The 24014-nt window shown below is 40.9% G+C and carries 21 protein-coding genes, 2 tRNA genes and 3 rRNA genes; 14 read left to right on the top strand and 12 right to left on the bottom strand.

Going from position 1 to position 24014, the window contains the following annotated elements; genetic code table 11:
* Positions 1-65 precede the first annotated feature (65 nt).
* Genes yajC through secF form a run of 3 tightly spaced genes read left to right on the top strand, consistent with a single transcriptional unit; the run spans position 66 to position 3322 of the window.
* Positions 66-395: a preprotein translocase subunit YajC gene (gene yajC / locus J671_RS05605; RefSeq protein ID WP_000051669.1), complete on the top strand. Its 330-nt coding sequence runs from the start codon at positions 66-68 to the stop codon at positions 393-395.
* Positions 396-446: 51 nt separating this feature from the next.
* Entirely contained in the window at positions 447-2348 is a 1902-nt protein-coding gene (gene secD, locus J671_RS05600) for a protein translocase subunit SecD (RefSeq protein ID WP_002051326.1), read from the top strand.
* An 8-nt stretch (positions 2349-2356) separates the two neighbouring features.
* On the top strand, positions 2357-3322 hold the full coding sequence (gene secF, locus J671_RS05595; RefSeq protein ID WP_006580293.1) for a protein translocase subunit SecF: 966 nt from the start codon (positions 2357-2359) through the stop codon (positions 3320-3322).
* 63 nt (positions 3323-3385) lie between these two features.
* On the opposite strand, the gene coaBC is transcribed toward secF, so the two are convergent.
* Positions 3386-4639 carry a bifunctional phosphopantothenoylcysteine decarboxylase/phosphopantothenate--cysteine ligase CoaBC gene (gene coaBC / locus J671_RS05590; protein WP_004711924.1) on the bottom strand — a complete coding sequence of 418 codons (1254 nt, stop codon included), beginning with the start codon at positions 4637-4639 and terminating at the stop codon, positions 3386-3388.
* A gap of 100 nt (positions 4640-4739) precedes the next feature.
* Here coaBC and radC point away from each other — a divergent pair, with 100 nt between their 5' ends.
* Both radC and J671_RS05580 read left to right on the top strand, forming a co-directional pair.
* Positions 4740-5459, top strand: a complete 720-nt coding sequence (gene radC, locus J671_RS05585; protein ID WP_081404817.1) for a RadC family protein — start codon at positions 4740-4742, stop codon at positions 5457-5459.
* A gap of 62 nt (positions 5460-5521) precedes the next feature.
* Positions 5522-6433 (top strand): bestrophin family protein, encoded by a 912-nt coding sequence (locus J671_RS05580; RefSeq protein WP_004711921.1) that lies wholly within the window; start codon positions 5522-5524, stop codon positions 6431-6433.
* Positions 6434-6440: 7 nt separating this feature from the next.
* Here the strand turns inward: J671_RS05580 and J671_RS05575 are convergent, their stop codons facing one another.
* A complete protein-coding gene (locus J671_RS05575; RefSeq protein WP_031981592.1) occupies positions 6441-7292 on the bottom strand; it encodes a PHP domain-containing protein in 852 nt (283 codons plus the stop codon).
* A 44-nt stretch (positions 7293-7336) separates the two neighbouring features.
* On the opposite strand from J671_RS05575, the gene J671_RS05570 reads away from it, so the two are divergent.
* Genes J671_RS05570 through mnmC form a run of 4 tightly spaced genes read left to right on the top strand, consistent with a single transcriptional unit; the run spans position 7337 to position 10667 of the window.
* A complete protein-coding gene (locus tag J671_RS05570; protein ID WP_002051143.1) occupies positions 7337-7951 on the top strand; it encodes a septation protein IspZ in 615 nt (204 codons plus the stop codon).
* Positions 7952-7985: 34 nt separating this feature from the next.
* Complete coding sequence (locus J671_RS05565; protein ID WP_002051453.1) at positions 7986-8288, top strand: YciI family protein; 303 nt, start codon at positions 7986-7988, stop codon at positions 8286-8288.
* Between the two features lie 4 nt (positions 8289-8292).
* Positions 8293-8772 carry a hypothetical protein gene (locus J671_RS05560; RefSeq protein WP_002051472.1) on the top strand — a complete coding sequence of 160 codons (480 nt, stop codon included), beginning with the start codon at positions 8293-8295 and terminating at the stop codon, positions 8770-8772.
* 23 nt (positions 8773-8795) lie between these two features.
* Positions 8796-10667 carry an FAD-dependent 5-carboxymethylaminomethyl-2-thiouridine(34) oxidoreductase MnmC gene (gene mnmC / locus J671_RS05555; protein ID WP_031981590.1) on the top strand — a complete coding sequence of 624 codons (1872 nt, stop codon included), beginning with the start codon at positions 8796-8798 and terminating at the stop codon, positions 10665-10667.
* A gap of 51 nt (positions 10668-10718) precedes the next feature.
* On the opposite strand, the gene J671_RS05550 is transcribed toward mnmC, so the two are convergent.
* Positions 10719-11033: a rhodanese-like domain-containing protein gene (locus tag J671_RS05550; protein ID WP_002051246.1), complete on the bottom strand. Its 315-nt coding sequence runs from the start codon at positions 11031-11033 to the stop codon at positions 10719-10721.
* 91 nt (positions 11034-11124) lie between these two features.
* Between J671_RS05550 and J671_RS05545 the strand changes: the two genes are divergently transcribed.
* The 3 genes from J671_RS05545 to J671_RS05535 all read left to right on the top strand — a co-directional run bounded on the left by J671_RS05545 (position 11125) and on the right by J671_RS05535 (position 12725).
* Entirely contained in the window at positions 11125-11613 is a 489-nt protein-coding gene (locus tag J671_RS05545) for a YajQ family cyclic di-GMP-binding protein (RefSeq protein WP_002051423.1), read from the top strand.
* 35 nt (positions 11614-11648) lie between these two features.
* Entirely contained in the window at positions 11649-12143 is a 495-nt protein-coding gene (locus J671_RS05540) for a DUF4442 domain-containing protein (RefSeq protein WP_031981589.1), read from the top strand.
* 75 nt (positions 12144-12218) lie between these two features.
* Entirely contained in the window at positions 12219-12725 is a 507-nt protein-coding gene (locus tag J671_RS05535; RefSeq protein ID WP_031981588.1) for an ester cyclase, read from the top strand.
* A gap of 46 nt (positions 12726-12771) precedes the next feature.
* On the opposite strand, the gene J671_RS05530 is transcribed toward J671_RS05535, so the two are convergent.
* Genes J671_RS05530 through J671_RS05520 form a run of 3 tightly spaced genes read right to left on the bottom strand, consistent with a single transcriptional unit; the run spans position 12772 to position 14524 of the window.
* Positions 12772-13188 carry an acyl-CoA thioesterase gene (locus J671_RS05530; RefSeq protein ID WP_002051216.1) on the bottom strand — a complete coding sequence of 139 codons (417 nt, stop codon included), beginning with the start codon at positions 13186-13188 and terminating at the stop codon, positions 12772-12774.
* A 1-nt stretch (position 13189) separates the two neighbouring features.
* Positions 13190-13627, bottom strand: coding sequence for a thioredoxin TrxC (trxC, locus tag J671_RS05525; RefSeq protein ID WP_002051446.1), 438 nt, complete (start codon positions 13625-13627; stop codon positions 13190-13192).
* A complete protein-coding gene (locus tag J671_RS05520; RefSeq protein WP_004711915.1) occupies positions 13628-14524 on the bottom strand; it encodes an alpha/beta hydrolase in 897 nt (298 codons plus the stop codon).
* A gap of 192 nt (positions 14525-14716) precedes the next feature.
* Between J671_RS05520 and J671_RS05515 the strand changes: the two genes are divergently transcribed.
* On the top strand, positions 14717-15052 hold the full coding sequence (locus tag J671_RS05515) for a TIGR01244 family sulfur transferase (RefSeq protein WP_002051574.1): 336 nt from the start codon (positions 14717-14719) through the stop codon (positions 15050-15052).
* A 290-nt stretch (positions 15053-15342) separates the two neighbouring features.
* Here J671_RS05515 and J671_RS05510 read toward each other — a convergent pair whose 3' ends face one another.
* Positions 15343-16824, bottom strand: a complete 1482-nt coding sequence (locus J671_RS05510; RefSeq protein ID WP_031981586.1) for an Ig-like domain-containing protein — start codon at positions 16822-16824, stop codon at positions 15343-15345.
* Positions 16825-16971: 147 nt separating this feature from the next.
* Between J671_RS05510 and J671_RS05505 the strand changes: the two genes are divergently transcribed.
* A complete protein-coding gene (locus J671_RS05505; protein WP_031981585.1) occupies positions 16972-18345 on the top strand; it encodes a dihydrolipoyl dehydrogenase in 1374 nt (457 codons plus the stop codon).
* A 165-nt stretch (positions 18346-18510) separates the two neighbouring features.
* Here the strand turns inward: J671_RS05505 and rrf are convergent.
* The 5 genes from rrf to J671_RS05480 form a co-directional block, all read right to left on the bottom strand.
* Positions 18511-18625, bottom strand: a 5S ribosomal RNA gene (gene rrf, locus J671_RS05500).
* A gap of 179 nt (positions 18626-18804) precedes the next feature.
* A 23S ribosomal RNA gene (locus tag J671_RS05495) occupies positions 18805-21695 on the bottom strand.
* Positions 21696-22035: 340 nt separating this feature from the next.
* Positions 22036-22111: transfer RNA gene (locus J671_RS05490), tRNA-Ala, on the bottom strand.
* A gap of 55 nt (positions 22112-22166) precedes the next feature.
* A tRNA-Ile gene (locus J671_RS05485) sits at positions 22167-22243 on the bottom strand.
* 59 nt (positions 22244-22302) lie between these two features.
* Positions 22303-23840, bottom strand: a 16S ribosomal RNA gene (locus tag J671_RS05480).
* The 16S, 23S and 5S rRNA genes sit together here with 2 tRNA genes alongside, the layout of an rRNA operon.
* Positions 23841-24014: the final 174 nt, after the last annotated feature.

Here is a 24014-nt window from a genome sequence, read left to right as displayed (position 1 = left end):
ATTGCAAAACGAATTAGGATTATGTCAGGTATCTGACTCATATTTTTTAACTTTAGGAAATTAAAATGAGCTTGTTCATTTCTACTGCACATGCAGCTCCAGCAGCAGCCCAAAGCCCTGGTCTTTTGCCAAACATTTTGATGATTGTTGTATTCGTTGCAATCTTCTATTTCTTAATCTGGCGCCCTCAAGCAAAACGCGCAAAAGAACACCGTTCTTTAATCGAAAGCTTAGGTGTAGGTAGTGAAGTTGTTTTTGCTGGCGGTTTAATGGGCAAAGTAACCAAACTTGAAGGTGACTATGCGGTTGTTGAACTTAACCGTGGTGTAGAAGTAAAAATTCAGCGTGCCAGCGTAATTTCTGTATTACCTGAAGGCACTCTAAATAACCTTTAATCATAAAACAGTCGTGCTTTAGCACGGCTTTTTCATTTAAGAAGAAAGCGAATGCGTTACCCTGCATGGAAATATTTACTGATTCTGGTTGTTCTGGTAGTCAGTACATTATACGCACTGCCTAGTCTATATCCGGATGAGCCCGCAGTTCAAATTTCCGGTGCCAAAGCTGGTACCCAAATTGATCAAAGTGTGGTGCAAAAAGCAGAGCAAATTTTAAAAACAGCAAATATTGCAAGCCACGATAATACTTTTACAAATAATGCTGCTCTCTTGCGTGTCAGCTCTTCTGAAGCGCAGTTAAAAGCAAAAGAAGTATTACGCCGTGACTTAGGTGATCAATACGTTGTTGCCCTAAACCTTGCACCAACTACACCAGAATGGTTGCAAAAAATTGGGGCTAAACCAATGAAACTTGGTTTGGACTTACGTGGTGGTGTTCACTTCTTGCTAGAAGTAGATATGGACAAAGCCATTTCCCAACGTATGGAAACCTCTGCAACTGATTTGCGTCGTCAGTTCCGTGAAAACAAAATTAAATTTAACAACCTTGCGTTAAATAATAATGTGATCACTGTTCAATTTGCTGACAATGCTGATCGTGATGCAGCAATGGATTTTTTACGCCGTAATGGTAATGAATATACCCAACAGGCATTAGCGAGCACGACAGGTTCTACCTTAAAACTCACTTATACTGATGTACGTCGTCAAGAAATTCAGGCATATGCAGTCAATCAGAACTTAACAACACTACGTAACCGTATTAACGAACTTGGTGTTGCAGAAGCATTAGTACAAAGTCAGGGTAGCAACCGCATTGTCGTTGAATTACCGGGTGTTCAAGATACAGCAGAAGCTAAACGTGTTTTAGGTCGTACTGCTAACCTCGAATTCCGTTTAGTATCTGACTTAAATGATCAATATATTGACCCATATACGGGTAAATATAACGGTCAACCTTTACCTCCGGGTACAGAAGTTTTTGCTTATCAATCTTTAGATAGCGGTCGTCAGCTTCTGTTGCAACGTAACCGTATCTTGACTGGTGAACGTGTTCAAAATGCAAGTTCTGGCTTTAGCCAAGACTCTGGCGGTGCCGAAGTAAATATTACGCTCGACAGTGCTGGTGGTAAGCTCATGTCAGATGCAACCCGTAATGCTGTTGGTAAACGCATGGCGGTATTGTTCATCGAAAACAAGCAAAAGATTAGCTATGTTACAGATCCAAAAACTGGTGCTCAAACAGAAGTTCGTACACCATATACCGAATCTGTCGTCATTAATGCTGCAACAGTTCAAGCTGTTTTAGGTTCAACTTTCCGTATTACCGGTTTAAGTTCACCTCAAGAAGCATCTGAACTTGCATTGATGCTACGTGCTGGTGCTTTAGCTGCGCCAATGTACTTCGTTGAAGAACGTGTGGTTGGTCCAAGCCTTGGTCAAGAAAACATTGATAAAGGTGTACTCTCAACTCAAATCGGTTTCTTGCTCGTTGCAATTTGGATGGTCGTTTTCTTCCGCGTATTCGGCTTGATTGCGAACTTTGCACTTGTATTTAACTTGGCAATGATTTTAACCGTTATGTCTTGGATAGGGGCTTCACTCACCTTACCAGGTATTGCCGGTATCGTTATTACTATTGGTATGGCGGTCGATGCCAACGTACTAATATGTGAGCGTATTCGAGAAGAAATGCTCTGGGGTGCCTCACCCAAACAGGCCATTGTGGCAGGTTATGATCGAGCCTATAACACGATCTTTGACTCGAACTTAACTACGTTCCTCGTTGCATTCATTCTGTTTGCAATTGGTACAGGTCCGATTAAAGGTTTCGCCGTAACATTAATGATTGGTATTGTATGTTCGATGTTTACTGCAATTACAGTAACACGCGCAATTGTACAAATCATTTATGGCAAACGCCGTAATTTGAAAAAGTTGAGCATTTAAGGAGATCTATGATGACTAAAGTGACTCAACAACCTTCAAAACAATATGGTCGTCCGGATGATGCAAAAATCATCCCGTTCATGAAGATTGCTAAACCAGCAGCAATCTTCTCGATCCTTATTACTTTAGCGAGTATTTTCTTTATCGCGACTAAAGGTCTTAACTTAGGTTTGGACTTTACAGGTGGTGTTTCTGCCGAGCTTAACTATGCTCAACCAGCAAATCAGTCTGAAGTTATTCAGGCTCTCGACAAAGCTGGTTTTAAAGATGCCGTAGTACAAACGCTAGGTAGTAATAAAGACTTACTCGTGCGTATGCCGGTACAAGAAGTTAAGGTTGAAGATCTTAATAACGCGATTACCAAAGCTGTGCAATTACCAAACAATGCTGCCGAAGTTCATAAAGTGGACTCTGTAGGCGGTCAGGTAGGTAACGAGCTTTATGTTCGCTCAGCTGGTGCAGTTGCTCTTGCGCTTATCTTAATGTTGATCTACGTGACCATTCGCTTTGAGTTTAAACTCGCGATGGGTGCTGTAATGTCTTTATTCCATGACATCATCATCATTATTGGTGCTTTTGCATTATTCCAATGGCCATTTGACCTTACAGTTTTAGCTGCTGTACTCGCGGTGATTGGCTTCTCGCTTAACGATAACATCGTGGTATCAGACCGTATACGTGAAAACTTCCGTAAGATTCGCGGCGCAACTCCACGTGAAATCGTGGATATTGCTTTAACTGAGACTTTACGTCGTACTATTCATACCTCAATGACATTATTGCTTGTAGTACTTGCAATGATGTTCTTGGGCGGTGATGGCTTACACTGGTTCTCTGTTGCAATGTTTGTAGGTGTCTTTGTCGGTACTTATTCTTCGATTTATATCGGTACAGCATTTGCATTGTGGCGTGGTCTTAACCGTCAAGACTTTATCGTTCAGGTTAAACCTGAATTTGAAGATGAAATTCCTTGATTGTCTAAATAAGACTATAGAAAAACCGCGATTTATTCGCGGTTTTTTTATTAAGCTCAAAATTTATTTACGGCGTAATGCATCCGAAATTGCTTCAACCAATTGTTGAGAAATTTCTTGCTTCGATGCTTTTTCTAACTCACGCTTTTTCATATGGTAGCTTTGGGCAAAGAAAACAGTCATCGCATTTTCATCCGAAGCAAAACCAATATCGGCACGAGAAACATCGTTACACGCAATCATATCTAGTTTTTTAGCAACCAGTTTACCTGCTGCATATTCTTCAACATTTTGCGTTTCGGCAGCAAAGCCCACCATAAATGGACGTTTTTCCTGAGCGGCAATGGTTGCCACAATATCCGGATTTTTTACAAGGGAAACATTCAGCTCATCCCCTGCTTTCTTAATCTTGTGCTCAGCCACTTCAGCAACGCGATAATCAGCTACTGCCGCTGTAGCAATGAAAATGTCACATCCAGTCTCAAGTGAACTCATGCTGACATCCAACATTTGTCGTGCAGATGCAACATTTACACGTTGAACACCATTTGGCGTATCTAAACTTACAGGACCAGCAATTAAAGTCACTTTTGCGCCCGCCGCATAACATGCAGCCGCTAAAGCAAAGCCCATTTTACCGGTACTATGATTTGAGATATAACGAACAGGATCAATCGCTTCACGTGTTGGTCCAGCAGTAATCACAACTCGCTTACCTGCCAACAAACCAAATTTTTCAGCAATCGCACGTTGGGCTTGATGGAAATAACCCGCCACTTGCCTTGCAATTTCTTCCGGTTCCGGCATACGGCCTAAACCAACATCACCACAAGCCTGCTCACCTGAATCCGGCATAATCACATGCACACCATCTTCAACCAGAGTTTGCAAATTACGCTGGGTTGCTTTTGCAGCCCACATTTGCTGGTTCATTGCTGGTGCAACCCACACAGGTGCTTTAGTTGCTAAAAATAAAGTACTGAGTAAGTCATCTGCCAAACCATTAGCAAACTTAGCTAGGGTGTCACAGCTTGCTGGAGCAACCAGTAACAAATCAGCCCAACGAGCCAATTCAATATGGCCCATTCCAGCTTCAGCCTCTGGGTCTAAAAGCTCGGTATGCACAGGATTTCCAGAAAGAGCCTGAAACGTTAGAGGGGTAATAAATGCTTGAGCTCCGTGTGTCATCACAACCCGAACGTCAAAACCATAATCTTTAAGACGACGGACCAAAATGGCACTCTTATAGGCAGCAATCCCACCTGTAACAGCTAAAACAATGTTTTTATGAGGAATAACACTTAAATCAAAGCTCACGAACAGGATACCTTTCTGTTGCAGTGGCGCTCACAATAGCATTAAATACGCGCAGACCCAAGATTGATTGGGCAAACAAAATAAATTTTTAAGCAGAATATTGCTGGGGAATATGAATACTTCTATTAAAAATTGGCCAGAACAAGAACGGCCAAGAGAACGGTTATTACAACAAGGCCCTCAAAGTCTCTCTGACTCTGAATTACTCGCGATCTTTCTTCGCTCAGGTTCACGTCAACATTCAGCAGTTGAACTCGCCCGCTTACTCATTCAACAATTCGGAAGTCTCAATGCTGTTTTCGATGCTTCTTTCAATGAATTAGCCCAATTTAATGGTATTGGAGCCACCAAGTATTCACAATTACTGGCCGTAAAAGAGCTCGGACGGCGTTATCTCGACTATCATTTTAGTCAAACTGAACTAAGCCTTCATTCATCTCATTTAGTTCTAGATTATCTGCGTTATGAGTTAAAAGGTGAAAAACAGGAAGTTTTTGCGGTACTTTGCTTAGATGCCGAGTTGAGAAAAATACATTTTAAAAAGTTATTTTTTGGTTCAGTTCAACACTGCGCCGTTTCAGTGAATCAAACCTTACGTTATGCTTTACAACAGCATGCTTGCCAATTGGTAATCGCACATAACCATCCTTTTGGTTCCGCACAGCCCTCTCGCGAAGATATTAAATTCACAAAGCAACTTGAACAGGCCTGTCAGCTTTTAGAAATTCGTCTACTGGACCATTTTATTATCTCGCCAGAAGGTAGCTTTTCATTTGCTGAACAACAACTGCTCAACCCTACTTCAATAGCCGTTCAATGATATTGACAAAGCATCACTAAGCTTAGAATATCAAAAACAAAAATAGCGACGTTTAAAATAAAATGATTGTTCGTGAACAGCCCAGTATTTTTAAAGTTTTATTCTCTTGGCGAGGGACGATATTACCAAAAATTTTGCCCTCTTTAGGGGTGGTAATGCTGATTTCGGCAATCATTGGTGGGGTTGAATATATTAATCTCTACCGTTTTCCAGAAATTCCTTTAGTTGGCTTCACTTTAATTGGCGTCGTACTTTCTATTTTTCTAGGCTTTAAAAATACGGCGTGTTATGACCGCTGGTGGGAAGCACGGAAACTATGGGGTGTACTCATTGCGACTTCACGTCACTTTGACCGCGACTGTCGTATTTTAACTCAAGCCCGTCGTGAACGAGTCATTCATCACGTTATTGTGTTTGCAAATGTGTTACGTGACCGTTTACGCCGCCAAACGGCCAACCCAACCGAATTAATACAAACCAGTGGTATGAGTCAACAAGCATTGACTCAGCTATACCAACAAAATAATGCGCCGCAATATACGCTCAGTCTTATTCAATGGGAGTTATTACAAGCGCTTAAAGAAGGTGAAATCTCAGATATTATTTATGCTCAAATGAATAAAAATGTTGCAGATTTAAGTGTTGTACAGACTGGCTGTGACCGTATTGCAAATACTCCTATTCCTTTTGCTTATTCAGTCTTGCTCAACCGCACTGTTTACTTTTTCTGTTTTATGTTGCCATTTAGCTTAGGTTCTTTGCTTGGCTTAGCAACACCTTTACTGGTTGGAATTTTGGCATATACCTTCTTAGGTCTAGATGCCCTAAGCTCTGAAATTGAAGAACCTTTTGGTACTCAAAGTAATGATTTACCATTAGATGCAATGGTCCGGAGTATCGAAATTGAACTTTTAGGAACGCTGGGTAAACCAACACCTCCTCCAATTCAAGCTCAAGATAACAACTTACTCTAGGACATTATTAGAGAAAACGTTCCCAAATACCCAACTGATCACTCTTTGGTTTAGGCGTATTACCTAATTTAATCCATGGCATATTTTCACCATGAAAATCACTGCCAATTGAAACCGCCAGATGATGCTGATCAATCATACGATCAATCATTTGGCGAGTAGATAAAGGATCTACAGGTGGCGGCAACTCTACGGCGTCACCACCACAACTCGCAAATAACTCAATCAAATAGCGTGTATTAGTTGCAGATAAATCATAACGAGATGGATGAGCTAAAACTGCCAAACCTTTACTATTATGAATAACCTCTATCGTTTCTTTTAAGCCCAAGCCTTCAAACTTTACAAAGGCACGCTTACCTTCTTTTAAAAAACGGTCAAAAGCTTGTTGAGGACGACTCACTACATTCTTTTCAACTAAGGTTTTGGCAATGTGTGTTCTGGTAATACGGTCTGGTTGATTTTCAACTTTATCAAGTACATCCTGATAAATATCAAAGCCAATACACTTTTTTAATAGTTCACAAATAACTTCTGCTCTTTGTGCTCTAATTCTTTTTTGTTGTTCTAATGCTTCCAAAATTGGTGCTTCATCTTGCATGTTTAAAGCCACAATATGCACGCCATAGCTTTTTTTTGTGCTTGGTCTAGACCATTGGCTTGAGATCTCGACACCAGAAATAATTTTTAAATCATGGGTTTGCGCAGCTTTCTTTGCACGCTGTAAGCCATCCATTGTATCGTGATCAGTAAGCGCCAAGGTATGCAACTTCACATCCACAGCAGCTTGCACCAGTAATTCCGGAGACAAAGTTCCATCAGAAATATTGCTATGTGTATGTAAATCTATGCCTTGCATCTTTTATACTATGCCATTCACCAAACCTGATCAGATACTCTAACATGAAAGCACTTCTGGACTTTGTTCCATTAATTATTTTCTTCTATTTATATAAAACCGTTGATCCTGCGAATGCTCATCACCCGTTGCTAAAATTGATCGGTTCCGCTGGCGGTGTAAATAACAATAATATTCTGGTCGCTACAACAGGCTTAATTATTTCAATGCTTATCGTGTATGGTGCTTTGTTCATCATTCAAAAATTCCGCCTAGATAAACAGCAGTGGATTGTACTGTTTATGACAGTTATTTTTGGTGGCATTACACTCATGTTAAGCGATGATTTTTATATTCGTTTAAAAGCTGCAATTTTGAACTTAGTATTTGCTGGTGCTTTCTTAGTTTCACCTTGGTTTGGTAAGGAACGTAAACCTCTCATTAAACGTTTATTCGATCCAATTTTAGAGCTAAGTGAAAAAGGTTGGAAAAATTTAAATTTCGCTTGGGCAGCTATGTTTGTCGTCATGTCCGGTTTACATATTTTCTTCGCGTTTTTATTTCATGGCGGAAAATATTGGGGTGAATTTACGGCATTTGGTGACATGATCGTCATGTTTTCATTTATCATTATTCAGTTCATTATTTTACGCAAACATTTTAAGTCAACAGATGCTTAATGTGGTTTCGGTTTGATTATAGAGATACGATGACATGCCTTTTTTTGTTCTAAGCTGTACCGATAACGAAGGAACTCTAGAGAAACGTTTAGCAGTACGCCCTCAACATATCGAACGTTTACAAAAACTTGATGATGAAGGTCGTCTTGTTGCCGCTGGAGCTATGCCAAAAGATCCGAATGATCCACAGGCTGGTTTTTACGGTAGTACTATGATTGTAGAGTTTGATAGCCGTGAAGCTTTAGATGAATGGTTAAAAGAAGAACCATTTTTGAAAGAAGGCATTTATAGCCATATTGATGTCAAACCGTTTAATAAAGCATTTCCAAAAGGGTAAACGCATGCAGTTTGCAACCAAAAGCTTTCTTGGCTTGTGTTTGATCTGTTCAACTGCCGGAGCAGTTGAACCTGCTGCGACGCCAGCAACACCATCTACTGTGCCTTCAACTCAGGCGCCTAAACCAGCGCCTACTTCTGCAACTGTAGCCAAACCGACCGCTACAACGGCGGCAACTACAGCACAGCCGCTTACCGCAGAACAAATCGCAAAAAATAAGCAGCAGCAAGATGCAAAAATCAAAGCTTTAGTTCAAGATCAGGCATCTCGTCTAAAACAGCTAGAACATGCAAATCTTGAAGCACTTGCACAAAACCAAGAGTTACAGCTAAAGAACGATAACTTGTCTGTTCAGGTACAAGTTTTACAAAGTGAACGTAGTGCTCAAATGTTCTTATATGGCGCAGTAACACTAGCAGGCGGCGTACTACTTGGTTTCTTTATCGCTAGTTATGTTTACACCAAACGTCGTCGTCAGTGGTAATTCTGAGCGACTTATTAAACCGAATGAACAAATCAAACCGTATACAAACTGCTGAGCTGGATTGGGAATCTATTGATGGTATTGAGGTTCCCATTTCCAAACAATTTGGTGATGTCTATTTTTCTAAAGATAATGGTCTGCTCGAAACAAGACATGTATTTTTAAATGGCAATGACCTATCAGAACGATTAGCCCATTTACAAGACTTTGAATATTTTAGTGTAGGAGAAACCGGTTTTGGCACTGGTTTAAATATTCTTGCACTCTGGCAGCTTTGGCAACAGGTCCGTCCTAATAACCACAGCCATTTACATGCAATTAGCGTAGAAAAATTTCCTTTAAGCAAAGCAGATCTCATCCGTGCACTCGATGTATGGGATGAACTTAAGCCACTTGCGAAACAACTTATTGAACAATATCCCTTGCCTATCGCAGGTTGCCATCGTTTTAATTTTCCAGAAGAACGTTTTAGTATCGACCTATGGCTAGGAGATGCGCAAGATATTTTTCCAAGTATGGTAAAAACGAAAGCAGTGAATGCTTGGTTCCTAGATGGATTTGCACCTTCATGCAATCCAGACATGTGGGAACAAAACGTTTTAAATAATATTGTACGTCTTTCTGATTATGGCACTACCTTTGCCTCGTTTAGTGTAGCTGGTGTTCTCAAACGTGGACTAAAAGCGCATGGCATTGATATTTCACGTCCTCGCGGTTTCGGGCATAAACGTGAAATGCTTAAAGCAGTTTGGAAAGCACCTTTAAGTGAAGATACTGCACTAGAACCAGATAACCATACTTTCAATTTTACACAGCAGCATATTGCCGTTATTGGCGCAGGGATTGCTGGTTTAAGCGCAGCATGGGCTTTTGCTGAACGTGGGCACCAAGTTACTCTATTCGAGCGTACAGCGCCTTTATCTGGAGCTTCTGGCAACCCTTTAGCATTACTCAATCCAAAATTATGCCCAATTGAACAAAGTCATGAGCATCTAATGACTTTAAGCTGGCAACATGCACTGAATTTCTATAAAAACTTTCAAGCATTTCGCCCAATTCAAATACAGCAAATGGCATTAAAAAATGCCCAAGATCTTCTCGATCTTGCTGATCAATATCCTGCTGATATTGTTACACATCAAACAAGCTCACTTGAATCGGACTATCCACACATTGTATTAAGTGAGGCCGGAGCAGTTTCTCCACACCAGTTACGTGATGAAATTTTGCAGCATTCAGGTATTGAGTTAAAAATTGCCAATATCACAGCACTTGTTTCTTTTGAAAATAAAGTTCAATTAAAAACGAATGACGAAATCATTGCAGAGGCAGATCATGTTGTGGTGTGCTGTGCCCGAGAAAGTGCCGCTTTATTTGAGAACTATCCCCCTTTAAAGCCAATACGTGGACAAGTGAGCTGGGTTGATAATTCTTTTGGACCTCTACCTTTGCATGAAGCGTATAGCTATGGTGGTTACTGCATGCAGCTTAACTCTTCTCAACTCATTTTAGGGGCATCTTTCTATCCAAACCGAGAAGATCAAGAAGTACAGCTTGACGATCATATGCATAACTTTGAATTAATCCACAGTGTCTTCCCTACTTATGCAAAACAATTACCACCTGTAGAACAATGGCAAGGTCGAGCAGCTGTGCGTGCTCAAAGTCCAGATTATTTCCCACTTGTAGGCAAAATGCAGAGTGAAAGCCGTATTTCTACCTTTGCAGGTCTAGGTTCAAAAGGTTTTTTATTTGCACCGCTTTGCAGTGAAATACTTGTAGCCCAAATTTTAGGTGAGACTTGTCCTGTTCCACAAAGCCTATTAAAGAAATTAAGTGCCGAGCGCTTTCAAAAGAAAGTTAAACCGAAAAAACCTTATTTCCAATCTCAATAGTGCACTTGAGAAAATTTTGTTCCAATAAAAAAGCACCCGAAGGTGCTTTTTTTATGCGCCCTGCTCTAGAGGTAAACCTGCATCACGAGCTGCACGCGTCCCCCCCATCAGCACGACATATTCACGCGAGGCATCTAAGTCTTCTAGTTTCTCAGCTGCACGAGGAGCTTTGCTACCACCACCACATAAAATATAAATCGGCTGATCCGCAGCGACCTGGTTCAAAATATCAGCATTTAAATCATTAATCGGGCGACTTACCGCACCTTTAACATGCCCTTCTGCATAAGCACTTGAATCACGGACATCCCAGATAACAGCGTTTTCTGGGAACTCAAATGTTGTAATTTCTTGTTTACGGATCATTGTGCACTCCTTTGATGTAAACAACACTTGGCAAATGAAGAAAACCCTCTTAGCATCTCAAATATTCTTTCACTTTGTAAAGGTCTAAACTATGCCTTCTTTCGATATTGTTTCTGAATTAGAGTTATTTGAAGTTAATCATGCGGTTCAAAACACACAAAAAGAGATTGCAACACGCTTTGACTTCCGTGGTCACGATGTTTCTATCGAATTAAATGAAAAAAATAAAGAGATTAAAATCAGCACAGAAAGTGATTTCCAGTGTGAACAAGTTTATAACATGTTAGAAAATCATTTTTATAAACGTAAAATTGATGTGCAGGCACTTGATCCACAAAAAGCTGCTGCGTCAGGTAAAAATTTTGTACAAGTCATTAAGCTTAAAGATGGTCTTGACTCTGATACAGCAAAAAAAATTAATAAAGCCATTAAAGAAAGCGGCGTTAAAGTGCAATCTTCTATTCAAGGCGACAAAATCCGTGTGACCGATAAAAAACGTGACACTTTGCAACAAGTCATGACTTTTTTACGTGAACAACAATTCGGTGTGCCATTACAGTTTAATAACTTTAAAGATTAATATCTTTTAGCGACATTCAAAGTTAAGGTAATCCCATGTCTCAATCCAATCGACTATTAAAACTGGTAAAAGCAACTTCAAAATTTCCTAAAGGTGTTCGAAGTACGCTTTGGAGCAAGGCATTTGGCCGTATTGTGCCAATGGTGGGTACAGCAAATATTCGCTATCTAGAAGTAGATGTAAACCATGTAACTGTTCGCTTAGAGAACCAGAAAAACATGCAGAATCATATTAAAGGTGTACATGCGGCAGCAATGGCACTTTTAGCAGAGACTGCAACAGGTTTTTTAACGGGTTTACATATTCCTGATAACCGCATTTTATTAATCAAATCATTACATGTTGATTATTTAAAAGTTGTTGAAGGTGGTTTGACAGCAACAGCGACTCTCACTGCAGAACAGCAAAAATATATTGCTGATCATGAGAAAGGTGAACTTGTTATTCCAGTTACCGTTATTGATGATGCGGGTAATGAACCGATTCAATGTCAAATGCTGTGGGCATGGTTACCTAAACGTAAGAAATGATAACTAATCTAAAATATTTTTAGATTGATATTTACCTCAAGATATAAAACTATAACTTTATATCTTGAGGTCACAATGAAAAAAATACTGATCCTATCATCGTTATTTACCAGTTTTATATTTACAGCTGTGACGACTCACGCTGCCGAACCCACAAATAAAACCAATAAAATTGTTCAAACAAAAACTGAGTCAATCGATAAAATAAGTGCCCAAAATAAAAAAATAGTAGTCGACTTTTATGAAGGTGTCTTTTTAAAACATCAAGTTAAAGAATATGCCGACCGTTATATTGGTCATCAATATATCCAACACAATCCCAACGTTCCTGATGGGAAGGCTCCTTTCGTGAATTTCTTTACTGAGAAATTCAAAAAAAATCCACAAGCAAAAAATGAAATTAAGCGCGCAATCGCTGAAGGTAATCTGGTAGTTTTACACGTCCACTCTACGGAAAATGACAAAGATAGAGGCAGAGCAATTGTTGATATTTTCCGTGTAGAAAATGGAAAAATTGTAGAGCACTGGGATGTTATACAAAACATTCCCGAACAAAGTAAAAACTCTAATACAATGTTTTAGTTTTAAAAATTAAAGCCTGAATACTTATATTCAGGCTTTAAATGTTTTATTGAGTTTCTAAAAACTTCTGCTTCGCTTCTTCAGGAATTTGTCGCTTATTACCTTTTACATCAACAGCAACAAAGGTAAACACCCCTTCGGTAATACGAATTGGGGCACGAGAATCATCATGACTATCCCAAACTTCAATTTGCATTTGAATAGAGGTATTACCTACTTTTAAGATTTTGGTATAGCAGCTAATCACAAAGCCTACTTTTACCGGAACCAAAAAGGTCATCTGATTAATGGAAATCGTGGCACAACGTCCACGACTAAAACGCTCAGCGTGAATTGCTCCAGCCAAGTCCATTTGTGACACGATCCACCCACCAAACACATCACCGCTCCAGTTTGTATCTGCTGGCATGGCAATCGTTTGTAAGGATAAAATTCCTTCTGGTTTGGTATAAGCTTCTGACACCTTAGCTCCCGAAATTCGTTTGAAGTTGTTGATCTAGCCACTGCTGCAATTCAGGAGCACGTAATGCGCCGCTCATTCGAGCAACTTCTGTGGTTTTATTCATTAATACAAGGGTAGGAATACTTCTCACATTAAATGCTTGGCTTAAGCGAGGAGATTCTTCAGTATTAATCTTGGCAAAAATAACACGTGGATTCTGTTTTGCTACTTGCGCAAAATGTGGCGCCATCATTTTACAAGGTCCGCACCATTCTGCCCATAAATCTATCAAAATAGGTAGATCACTATTCGTGATATAGTTACTAAAGTTTTGTTCATTTAACTCAATCGGTGCAAGCGGAAGTAATGGCTGATGGCATTGGCCACAACTCGGTTGCGCACTAAGTTTTTCCTCTGGAACTCTATTTTTTGCACCACACGATGCACATACAATAATCATTTACATCACTCCTATATGTTGATGTAAAAATTCTAATTGGGTCGTCACTGCTTTTTCAAACCATGCGCCGTGATAGATATCAAAATGTTTCATATCCCACTCATGATAACTCACAAAAGGAGCAATATTGGTCGCAGCTTCACGACTAGACTCAATTGGAATTAAAGAATCATGCTGAGCAGCAATAAATAAAACTGGGATATTAATCTGACGGACGAGTTGAATTGGACGGTAACGCATCAAATTAAAAAAAACGCGCGCAGGGACTTCGCCACTCCAATAATAATCTGGATTTACAATCGACAAATACCCATAGTAACTATCTGCTGTTGGCATAAAACATAATTTAAATTGGTCAACAACAGGTAATCTCTTGGGATTAAGGCCCATCTTAGAACCCATATAATCTTGGCTCGACAACTTTAAAGCTTGGGGATAACGCTGTAATGGATATAGTTTTGCTGTTTCAGCACCATCAACGTAAGGAATTTGTACCATAATAGCCTGAATATTTTTTAATTCAGAAGCTAAACTTAGAGCATATCCACCACTTAAAGATGTTCCCCACAATACAATCCGTCTATTATCGATAAGCTTACAGGTGGAGGCGTATTGAATTATGGTCTTCCAATCCTCTAATTGAGAATTGATAGAAATCATTTCTCGGGGCTTACCTGTACTCCCACCCCAATATCGATAATCAAATAAAATCACAGCATAGCCTGCCTGTGCAAAACGCTGTGCATATTGGATAAGCTTGAATTGACGCAATCCGGCAAAACCATGTGCCATGATAATTACCGCAGATTTATTATTTGTTTTTGGAATATAAAAGTCAGCTGCGATCATTTCCTGATCACATGGAACATATAAAGGCTCAACCGTATAAGCGTGCATATGTGCTCCGTGGCATTATGGTCGAAGTAATGAATTTACAAAAAACATCCTGATCGCCTTTTAAAAATCTATGGTTGTTCTTTTACATAACTTTTATCTATGTAGGAACAACGTTTTAGTGTCTTGTATCTCAGGTTAAGCTTAATGCTATGATACAGCATAAGAGGTTTTATTAAATTTTGGAGTGACGAAATGTCAGATAATGTTGGTTTCGCAGGTCAAATTGGTCCAGAACATGTAGATCAAGTTGTAGAAAAAGGCTTTAAATCTATTATTAATAACCGTCCGGATATGGAAGGCGGTCCAGAACAACCAACAAGCGCTCAAATTGAAGAAGCAGCACGTCAGGCAGGACTAGATTACGTTTACCAACCTGTAGTCGCAGGTCAAATTACTGAGCTTGATGTCCGTACTTTTGCAAATCACTATAATGAACTTCCAAAACCTGTTCTCATGTTTTGCCGAACAGGAAACCGCTCAAACAATCTTTATCAATTAGCAAAACAAATGGATTTGTTAGACGATTAATTCTTTGAATACAATTACTAAAAGCTTTATTTTTATTTAAAGATAGAGCTTTTTTAATAAAAAAAATATATACAACTGCATCAATTCAACAGATATAAAAACGGTCTTCAGCTAAAGTATTTAAATCATTTTAAATTTCTCAGTTCTCTTATGAATAAACTTATATTTTTATTGGTCAGTTGTCTTATTCTTAGTGCATGCTCATCTATGCAGGTCCGGCCTACCGTAGGTGTAAGTATGGGAACACAACTCTAAAAAAAGAAGCAGCTTAAATGCTGCTTCTTTTTATATTAATTACCATTTGAACAGTTTGGATCTATTCCATATGGACTTAATATATTCGGAGCAATAAGATCACTTACAGTAACATCTTTAGTTAAATAACCTAAAGTCAAAGATGTAGATCCTTTAATTAAACTTCCCGAAACTGTAGATTTAGCCGTTAACTGAACAGTTAACCAAGATGCATAAATTTTAGGGTATTGAATCTTAAGATCAAAACGACCATTTCCATCTGTTGTATATTTATTATTAGTTGCAGTAGTACCTGAACTATTAATATACGATACTACCTGAACTGTAGAATTTTCTTTCAGCGGCTTTAATTGATTAACAACCTCGCCATTAATATTTACGGCTTGAACTGGTGAAGTACATGCAGCTCTAGTAATAGGTAAATATTCATCTGGCTTACCATCTGCAGGAGTAGACGTGTCAACAAAAGCAAATTGCCCCTTATAATAAGCAAGCGCATTAACGCCCATTGTTACGTCTTGATTTGGTATTGGCTTACCGTCAACATCAGTCACTTGTACTGAGATATTTTTATAGTAGTAAACCCCATCACTAGAGTCTTCCATTGTGGTCGGATTATATGCTACAGAAATAGCGCCTACTGCTACTGGTACATCAGAATTAACAACATCGAGTTTATACGTATAAACTTTTGTTGATTGCCCAAAATTAGCTTCTAAAACAAGATCATCTGTCACAAATTGTGCAGCACTATATGATGAAGATCTTTGATTTTCACTAAAAGATAAAGTATAGCTGATCTGACCATTTGCATCAGTTTGTGTCGCATTAGGAGTAAATTTGACACCATTTAAAACAGAATTTCTAACTTTAAGTGTAATCGCTTGATTTGCTAGAGTTGCACCATTTGCATCTACAGCTGTTAATGTAACAGTTGTCTGATCACCTCTAACATTTAATGAGGTCTTTGTAGCATCAAACAATACAATACTCGTAGTATCAGCTTCTGTAGTGCTATTACTACCTGTTACTGTTACAGTCTGTTCTTGCGTAAGAGTATCATTATTCGTGTAGGCTATTAATTTAAAACCATTTTTCACCAAATCATTTATTGAACTCGATGTTTTTGGTGTCTTTATAATATATACAGCATTACCTGCTGCATCTGTAGTTTGAATTGATGCTCCTTCTATAGTTACGTTATTTGTTGGATCTTCTAATTTCAATCTAACTTTAGCGCCAGCAACGCCACCTTTATTTATATCTAAAGCTCTAACAGTAACTGTTAAAGTGTCATTCGTTGCAGCAACTGATAATTTATCTAGTTCTATCTTTAAAGCTGTAGCAGTCGTTTGTTCAGAACCGCTAGTATTGCCTCCAGATGAGGAATTATTACTATTTGATGAACCATTCTGATAATAACCATCACCACCTCCACCGCCACAACTTGCCAACATAATTGACACAGCAATAGCAGACAACTTTAAGGTAAGTTGCTTTTTATACATACTTTTCATTTCCCCAATCTTTCCTAAAGGTATAAGATTTTTTAATTATTTATATTATTAGTGTAATCATATTCACCATACTCTGTAAACATAAATTACATTGTGTTTTATTATGTAACTTATTAAATGAAAAATTTATAGATATTAGGATTTATAATGTTCGATATAATTATCATTGGCGCAGGTACTGCTGGTATTAGCGCATATAAAGAGGCTGTTAAACATACCAATAATATTTTAATTATCAATGATGGGCCATGGGATACAACTTGCGCACGTGTAGGGTGTATGCCAAGTAAAGTCCTCATCTCTACAGCAAATCGTATGCATGACCTCCAAAATGCTCAAGAAGTTGGGTTAAATGCTTCTGTAGACATTAATACTGATCAGGTTATGAAACATGTAAGAAACTTACGTGACCGTTTTACAAAGGCGACTCTCAAAGATGTAGACCAATGGCCAACTGAACATAAAATTTCAGGTAAAGCCCATTTTATTGATTCAGAAACTATTGAAGTAAATGGGAAACAATATCAATCAAAAAGCTTTATTCTGGCAGTTGGTTCTACTCCTAATTATGATCAAACATGGAAACAAGAATTAGGAGATCGCCTTATTACCACAGACCAAATATTTGAATTAGATACTCTACCTAAGTCTCTTGCAGTTATTGGAAGTGGAGTAATTGCTCTTGAGATCGCACAAGCTATGCATCGATTAGGCGTGGAAACAACTATATTTGCTCGTAGTAAAAGAATTGGAATATTTACTAGCTCTAAATTACAGCAACTTGCTCAAGAAGAGCTAAGCAAAGAATTAAACTTTTTATTTGAGACATTACCAGCCGAAGTTAAGTCTACTTCTGGTGGCGTTATATTAAATTATAGAATCAATGGAGAAGAAAAGTCTCTTCAAACTGAGTATGTGCTATCCGCGACAGGCCGTTCAAGCTTATTAGATAACTTAAAACTAGAGAATATTGATAAATCATTTCAGAATATTAAGTTATTGCCTATAAATGCGAAAACAAAACAGCTAGATAACTATCCAATTTTTATTGCTGGGGACGCTTATACTTCAACGCCATTACAGCATGAAGCTGCACATGAAGGTAAAAAAGTTGTTTATAACTGTTTGAATTATCCACAGGTTAATTCAGTTAAGACTCTTACTCCATTAGGCATAGTATTTAGTCATCCAGAAATGGCAATTGTGGGACAAAGTTATAAACAACTAAAAGACAATGGAATAGATTTTGTCACAGGTGAAGCATCTTACGAAAGACAAGGAAGAGCTATTATTCTTGGAAAAAATAAAGGAGCTATTGAAGTTTATATAGAGCGAGAAAGCCATAAACTACTTGGTGCCGAGTTATTTACTGAGGCGACAGAACATATGGCTCATCTCTTAAGTTGGATCATTGGTGAAGAATTAACTTTAAATGATATTTTAGAGAAACCTTTTTATCATCCCACTCTGGAAGAAGGTCTACGCACTGCCCTTAAACATGCACGCAGGCAGCTAAAATAATTATTCTTATAAGGTTTTTCTTAATTAAAGTTAACTCTCTATATCTCTGAAGCAGGACAACCGTGTAAATTTGTTTTTTTAAGAACTGAGTTTTCTAGAATTTTCTTATTTTCCCGCCCATAAAAAAAACACCCCCAATTTTAGTTGGGGGTGTTTAGAATAATGAGCTGGCGATGACTTACTCTCACATGGGTAACCCCACACTACCATCAGCGCTAAGAGGTTTCACTTCTGAGTTCGGGAAGGGATCAGGTGGTTCACTCTTGCTATGGTCGCCAGCACAACTGTTTATGGATACTTGCTTTGGTCTTATTGACTGCCGAAGCGTTTTCCAAATCTTTACAGACTGGGCTGATTGAATCTGATTGTGTTCATTTTATCTAGTGTTATAACTAAATCAAGTTGCTTTGTAGATTTATGAATCGATTGATGCTTTATATACAACTGCTTGGGTGTTGTATAGTCAAGCCTCACGAGCAATTAGTATTGGTCAGCTTCACATATCACTATGCTTCCACATCCAACCTATCAACGTCCTAGTCTCGAACGGCTCTTTAGAGGAATAAATTCCTAGGGAAATCTTATCTTGAGGTAGGCTTCCCGCTTAGATGCTTTCAGCGGTTATCCCTTCCGAACATAGCTACCCGGCGATGCGACTGGCGTCACAACCGGTACACCAGAGGTTCGTCCACTCTGGTCCTCTCGTACTAGGAGCAGATCCTCTCAAATTTCCAGCGCCCACGGTAGATAGGGACCGAACTGTCTCACGACGTTCTAAACCCAGCTCGCGTACCTCTTTAAATGGCGAACAGCCATACCCTTGGGACCTGCTTCAGCCCCAGGATGAGATGAGCCGACATCGAGGTGCCAAACACCGCCGTCGATATGAACTCTTGGGCGGTATCAGCCTGTTATCCCCAGAGTACCTTTTATCCGTTGAGCGATGGCCCTTCCATACAGAACCACCGGATCACTAAGACCTACTTTCGTACCTGCTCGACTTGTGGGTCTCGCAGTTAAGCGCGCTTTTGCCTTTATACTCTACGCGTGATTTCCGACCACGCTGAGCGCACCTTCGTACTCCTCCGTTACTCTTTAGGAGGAGACCGCCCCAGTCAAACTACCCACCAGACACGGTCCTCGTCCCGGATAACGGGACAGAGTTAGAACCTCAACATTACCAGGGTGGTATTTCAAGGACGGCTCCATTGGAACTAGCGTTCCAACTTCAAAGCCTCCCACCTATCCTACACAAGTAAGGTCAAAGTTCAGTGTCAAGCTGCAGTAAAGGTTCACGGGGTCTTTCCGTCTAGCCGCGGGTACACTGCATCTTCACAGCGATTTCGATTTCACTGAGCCTCTGCTGGAGACAGCGCCGCCATCATTATGCCATTCGTGCAGGTCGGAACTTACCCGACAAGGAATTTCGCTACCTTAGGACCGTTATAGTTACGGCCGCCGTTTACTGGGGCTTCGATCAAGAGCTTCGCTTACGCTAACCCCATCAATTAACCTTCCAGCACCGGGCAGGCATCACACCCTATACGTCCACTTTCGTGTTTGCAGAGTGCTATGTTTTTAATAAACAGTTGCAGCGGCCTGGTTTCTGCGGCTGTCATCAGCTCAGGAAGCAAGTTCCATCACCAACAACAGCGTACCTTCTCCCGAAGTTACGGTACCATTTTGCCTAGTTCCTTCAGCAGAGTTCTCTCAAGCGCCTTGGTCTACTCGACCTGACCACCTGTGTCGGTTTCGGGTACGATTCCTGTGTAACTGAAGCTTAGAGACTTTTCCTGGAAGCATGGTATCAGCCACTTCGCTGTACAAGTACAGCTTGCTATCGGATCTCAGTATAGAGTACCCCGGATTTGCCTAAGATACATACCTACATCCTTCCACCTGGACAACCAACGCCAGGCTGACTTAACCTTCTCCGTCCTCTCATCGCATTACACAGAAGTATTGGAATATTAACCAATTTCCCATCGACTACGCCTTTCGGCCTCGCCTTAGGGGTCGACTCACCCAGCCCCGATTAACGTTGGACTGGAACCCTTGGTCTTTCGGCGAACGGGTTTTTCACCCGTTTTGTCGTTACTCACGTCAGCATTCGCACTTCTGATACCTCCAGCATACTTCTCAATACACCTTCATCGGCTTACAGAACGCTCCCCTACCACTTGACTAATGTCAAATCCGCAGCTTCGGCACATAGTTTTAGCCCCGTTACATCTTCCGCGCAGGCCGACTCGACTAGTGAGCTATTACGCTTTCTTTAAAGGGTGGCTGCTTCTAAGCCAACCTCCTAGCTGTCTATGCCTTCCCACATCGTTTCCCACTTAACTATGATTTTGGGGCCTTAGCTGGCGGTCTGGATTGTTTTCCTCTTGACTACGGACGTTAGCACCCGCAGTCTGTCTCCCGGATAGTACTCATAGGTATTCGGAGTTTGCATCGGTTTGGTAAGTCGGGATGACCCCCTAGCCGAAACAGTGCTCTACCCCCTATGGTATTCGTCCGAGGCGCTACCTAAATAGCTTTCGGGGAGAACCAGCTATCACCAGGCTTGATTAGCCTTTCACCCCTATCCACAAGTCATCCCCTGGCTTTTCAACGACAGTGGGTTCGGTCCTCCAGTTAGTGTTACCCAACCTTCAACCTGCTCATGGATAGATCGCCTGGTTTCGGGTCTATACCCAGCAACTAAACGCCCTATTAAGACTCGATTTCTCTACGGCTCCCCTATACGGTTAACCTCGCTACTGAATATAAGTCGCTGACCCATTATACAAAAGGTACGCAGTCACACCACGAAGGTGCTCCCACTGCTTGTATGCATGCGGTTTCAGGATCTATTTCACTCCCCTCACAGGGGTTCTTTTCGCCTTTCCCTCACGGTACTGGTTCACTATCGGTCAGTCAGGAGTATTTAGCCTTGGAGGATGGTCCCCCCATATTCAGACAAGGTTTCACGTGCCTCGCCCTACTCGTCATCATTATGTGTGCCCTTTCGTGTACGGGAATATCACCCTCTACGTTCGCACTTCCCAGAGCGTTCCACTAAAACACACATAACTTAATGGGCTGATCCCCGTTCGCTCGCCGCTACTGAGGGAATCTCAATTGATTTCTTTTCCTAAGGGTACTGAGATGTTTCACTTCCCCTCGTTCGCCTTGCAACACTATGTATTCATGTTGCAATACCTACCTTAAAGTAGGTGGGTTTCCCCATTCAGACATCTCCGGATCAAAGGATATTTGCCGCCTCCCCGGAGCTTTTCGCAGGCTATCACGTCTTTCATCGCCTCTGACTGCCAAGGCATCCACCACATGCACTTAATTACTTGACTATACAACCCCAAACAGTCGACGTTACCTACAAGTTAGTAACTTCAACATTTTAGTTTAGAGCACTGTGTATTTAAACACTGTACAGCTTCAATCTAAATTCATATACCAAAACGCTTGATTCAGTTAATTTGCTAGTTCTCAATTCATTCAGATTAATTGCTTAATCTAAACTCTTGAGTGAACAATTTATTTCAGACTCAATTTTGCCAATCTGTTAATGAATAAACATGCCTTCGTCAGGTCATGCTTAATACCGTGATACTTAAATCACAGAAGTTAATAAACCAAGATCGAAATCTCTATTTACTAATTTCTGTAATCCGAACTTATCTTAAGTTCTGGTGGAGACTAGGAGAGTCGAACTCCTGACCTCCTGCGTGCAAAGCAGGCGCTCTACCAACTAAGCTAAGTCCCCAGCTTACATCATCAGTCATGTATCTTTTATCTATAACTTTAACCAGTCAAAGTCATGGTGGGTCTGACAAGACTTGAACTTGTGACCCCACGCTTATCAAGCGTGTGCTCTAACCAACTGAGCTACAGACCCTCAGATACATCTATGAAGAACAACTTGTTGTGGATTCTTACCAATCGTCAATCTTTCGTTAAGGAGGTGATCCAGCCGCAGGTTCCCCTACGGCTACCTTGTTACGACTTCACCCCAGTCATCGGCCACACCGTGGTAACCGCCCTCTTTGCAGTTAGGCTAGCTACTTCTGGTGCAACAAACTCCCATGGTGTGACGGGCGGTGTGTACAAGGCCCGGGAACGTATTCACCGCGGCATTCTGATCCGCGATTACTAGCGATTCCGACTTCATGGAGTCGAGTTGCAGACTCCAATCCGGACTACGATCGGCTTTTTGAGATTAGCATCACATCGCTGTGTAGCAACCCTTTGTACCGACCATTGTAGCACGTGTGTAGCCCTGGCCGTAAGGGCCATGATGACTTGACGTCGTCCCCGCCTTCCTCCAGTTTGTCACTGGCAGTATCCTTAAAGTTCCCGACATTACTCGCTGGCAAATAAGGAAAAGGGTTGCGCTCGTTGCGGGACTTAACCCAACATCTCACGACACGAGCTGACGACAGCCATGCAGCACCTGTATGTAAGTTCCCGAAGGCACCAATCCATCTCTGGAAAGTTCTTACTATGTCAAGGCCAGGTAAGGTTCTTCGCGTTGCATCGAATTAAACCACATGCTCCACCGCTTGTGCGGGCCCCCGTCAATTCATTTGAGTTTTAGTCTTGCGACCGTACTCCCCAGGCGGTCTACTTATCGCGTTAGCTGCGCCACTAAAGCCTCAAAGGCCCCAACGGCTAGTAGACATCGTTTACGGCATGGACTACCAGGGTATCTAATCCTGTTTGCTCCCCATGCTTTCGCACCTCAGCGTCAGTGTTAGGCCAGATGGCTGCCTTCGCCATCGGTATTCCTCCAGATCTCTACGCATTTCACCGCTACACCTGGAATTCTACCATCCTCTCCCACACTCTAGCTAACCAGTATCGAATGCAATTCCCAAGTTAAGCTCGGGGATTTCACATTTGACTTAATTAGCCGCCTACGCGCGCTTTACGCCCAGTAAATCCGATTAACGCTTGCACCCTCTGTATTACCGCGGCTGCTGGCACAGAGTTAGCCGGTGCTTATTCTGCGAGTAACGTCCACTATCTCTAGGTATTATCTAAAGTAGCCTCCTCCTCGCTTAAAGTGCTTTACAACCATAAGGCCTTCTTCACACACGCGGCATGGCTGGATCAGGCTTGCGCCCATTGTCCAATATTCCCCACTGCTGCCTCCCGTAGGAGTCTGGGCCGTGTCTCAGTCCCAGTGTGGCGGATCATCCTCTCAGACCCGCTACAGATCGTCGCCTTGGTAGGCCTTTACCCCACCAACTAGCTAATCCGACTTAGGCTCATCTATTAGCGCAAGGTCCGAAGATCCCCTGCTTTCTCCCGTAGGACGTATGCGGTATTAGCATCCCTTTCGAGATGTTGTCCCCCACTAATAGGCAGATTCCTAAGCATTACTCACCCGTCCGCCGCTAGGTCCAGTAGCAAGCTACCTTTCCCCGCTCGACTTGCATGTGTTAAGCCTGCCGCCAGCGTTCAATCTGAGCCATGATCAAACTCTTCAGTTAAAATCATTTTGCACCTTATTTATAGACAAGGTGCCAATTCTGGCTCATCAATTACTGACTTAAATTTCGCTCAAATAAACTTCGAGTAATTTAAACCAATCAATCAATGAAAATTATTTCGATTAATCAATCAGTAAAAATCCACACAAGTTGTTCTTCAATTCTCTTAATGAT

Origin of the sequence: Acinetobacter sp. 1130196 (assembly GCF_000588095.1) — a bacterium.
GTDB classification, from domain to species: Bacteria; Pseudomonadota; Gammaproteobacteria; order Pseudomonadales; family Moraxellaceae; genus Acinetobacter; species Acinetobacter nosocomialis.
The sequence above is the reverse complement of the archived record's forward strand: the minus strand, read 5'-3'. Positions and strand labels throughout refer to the sequence as shown.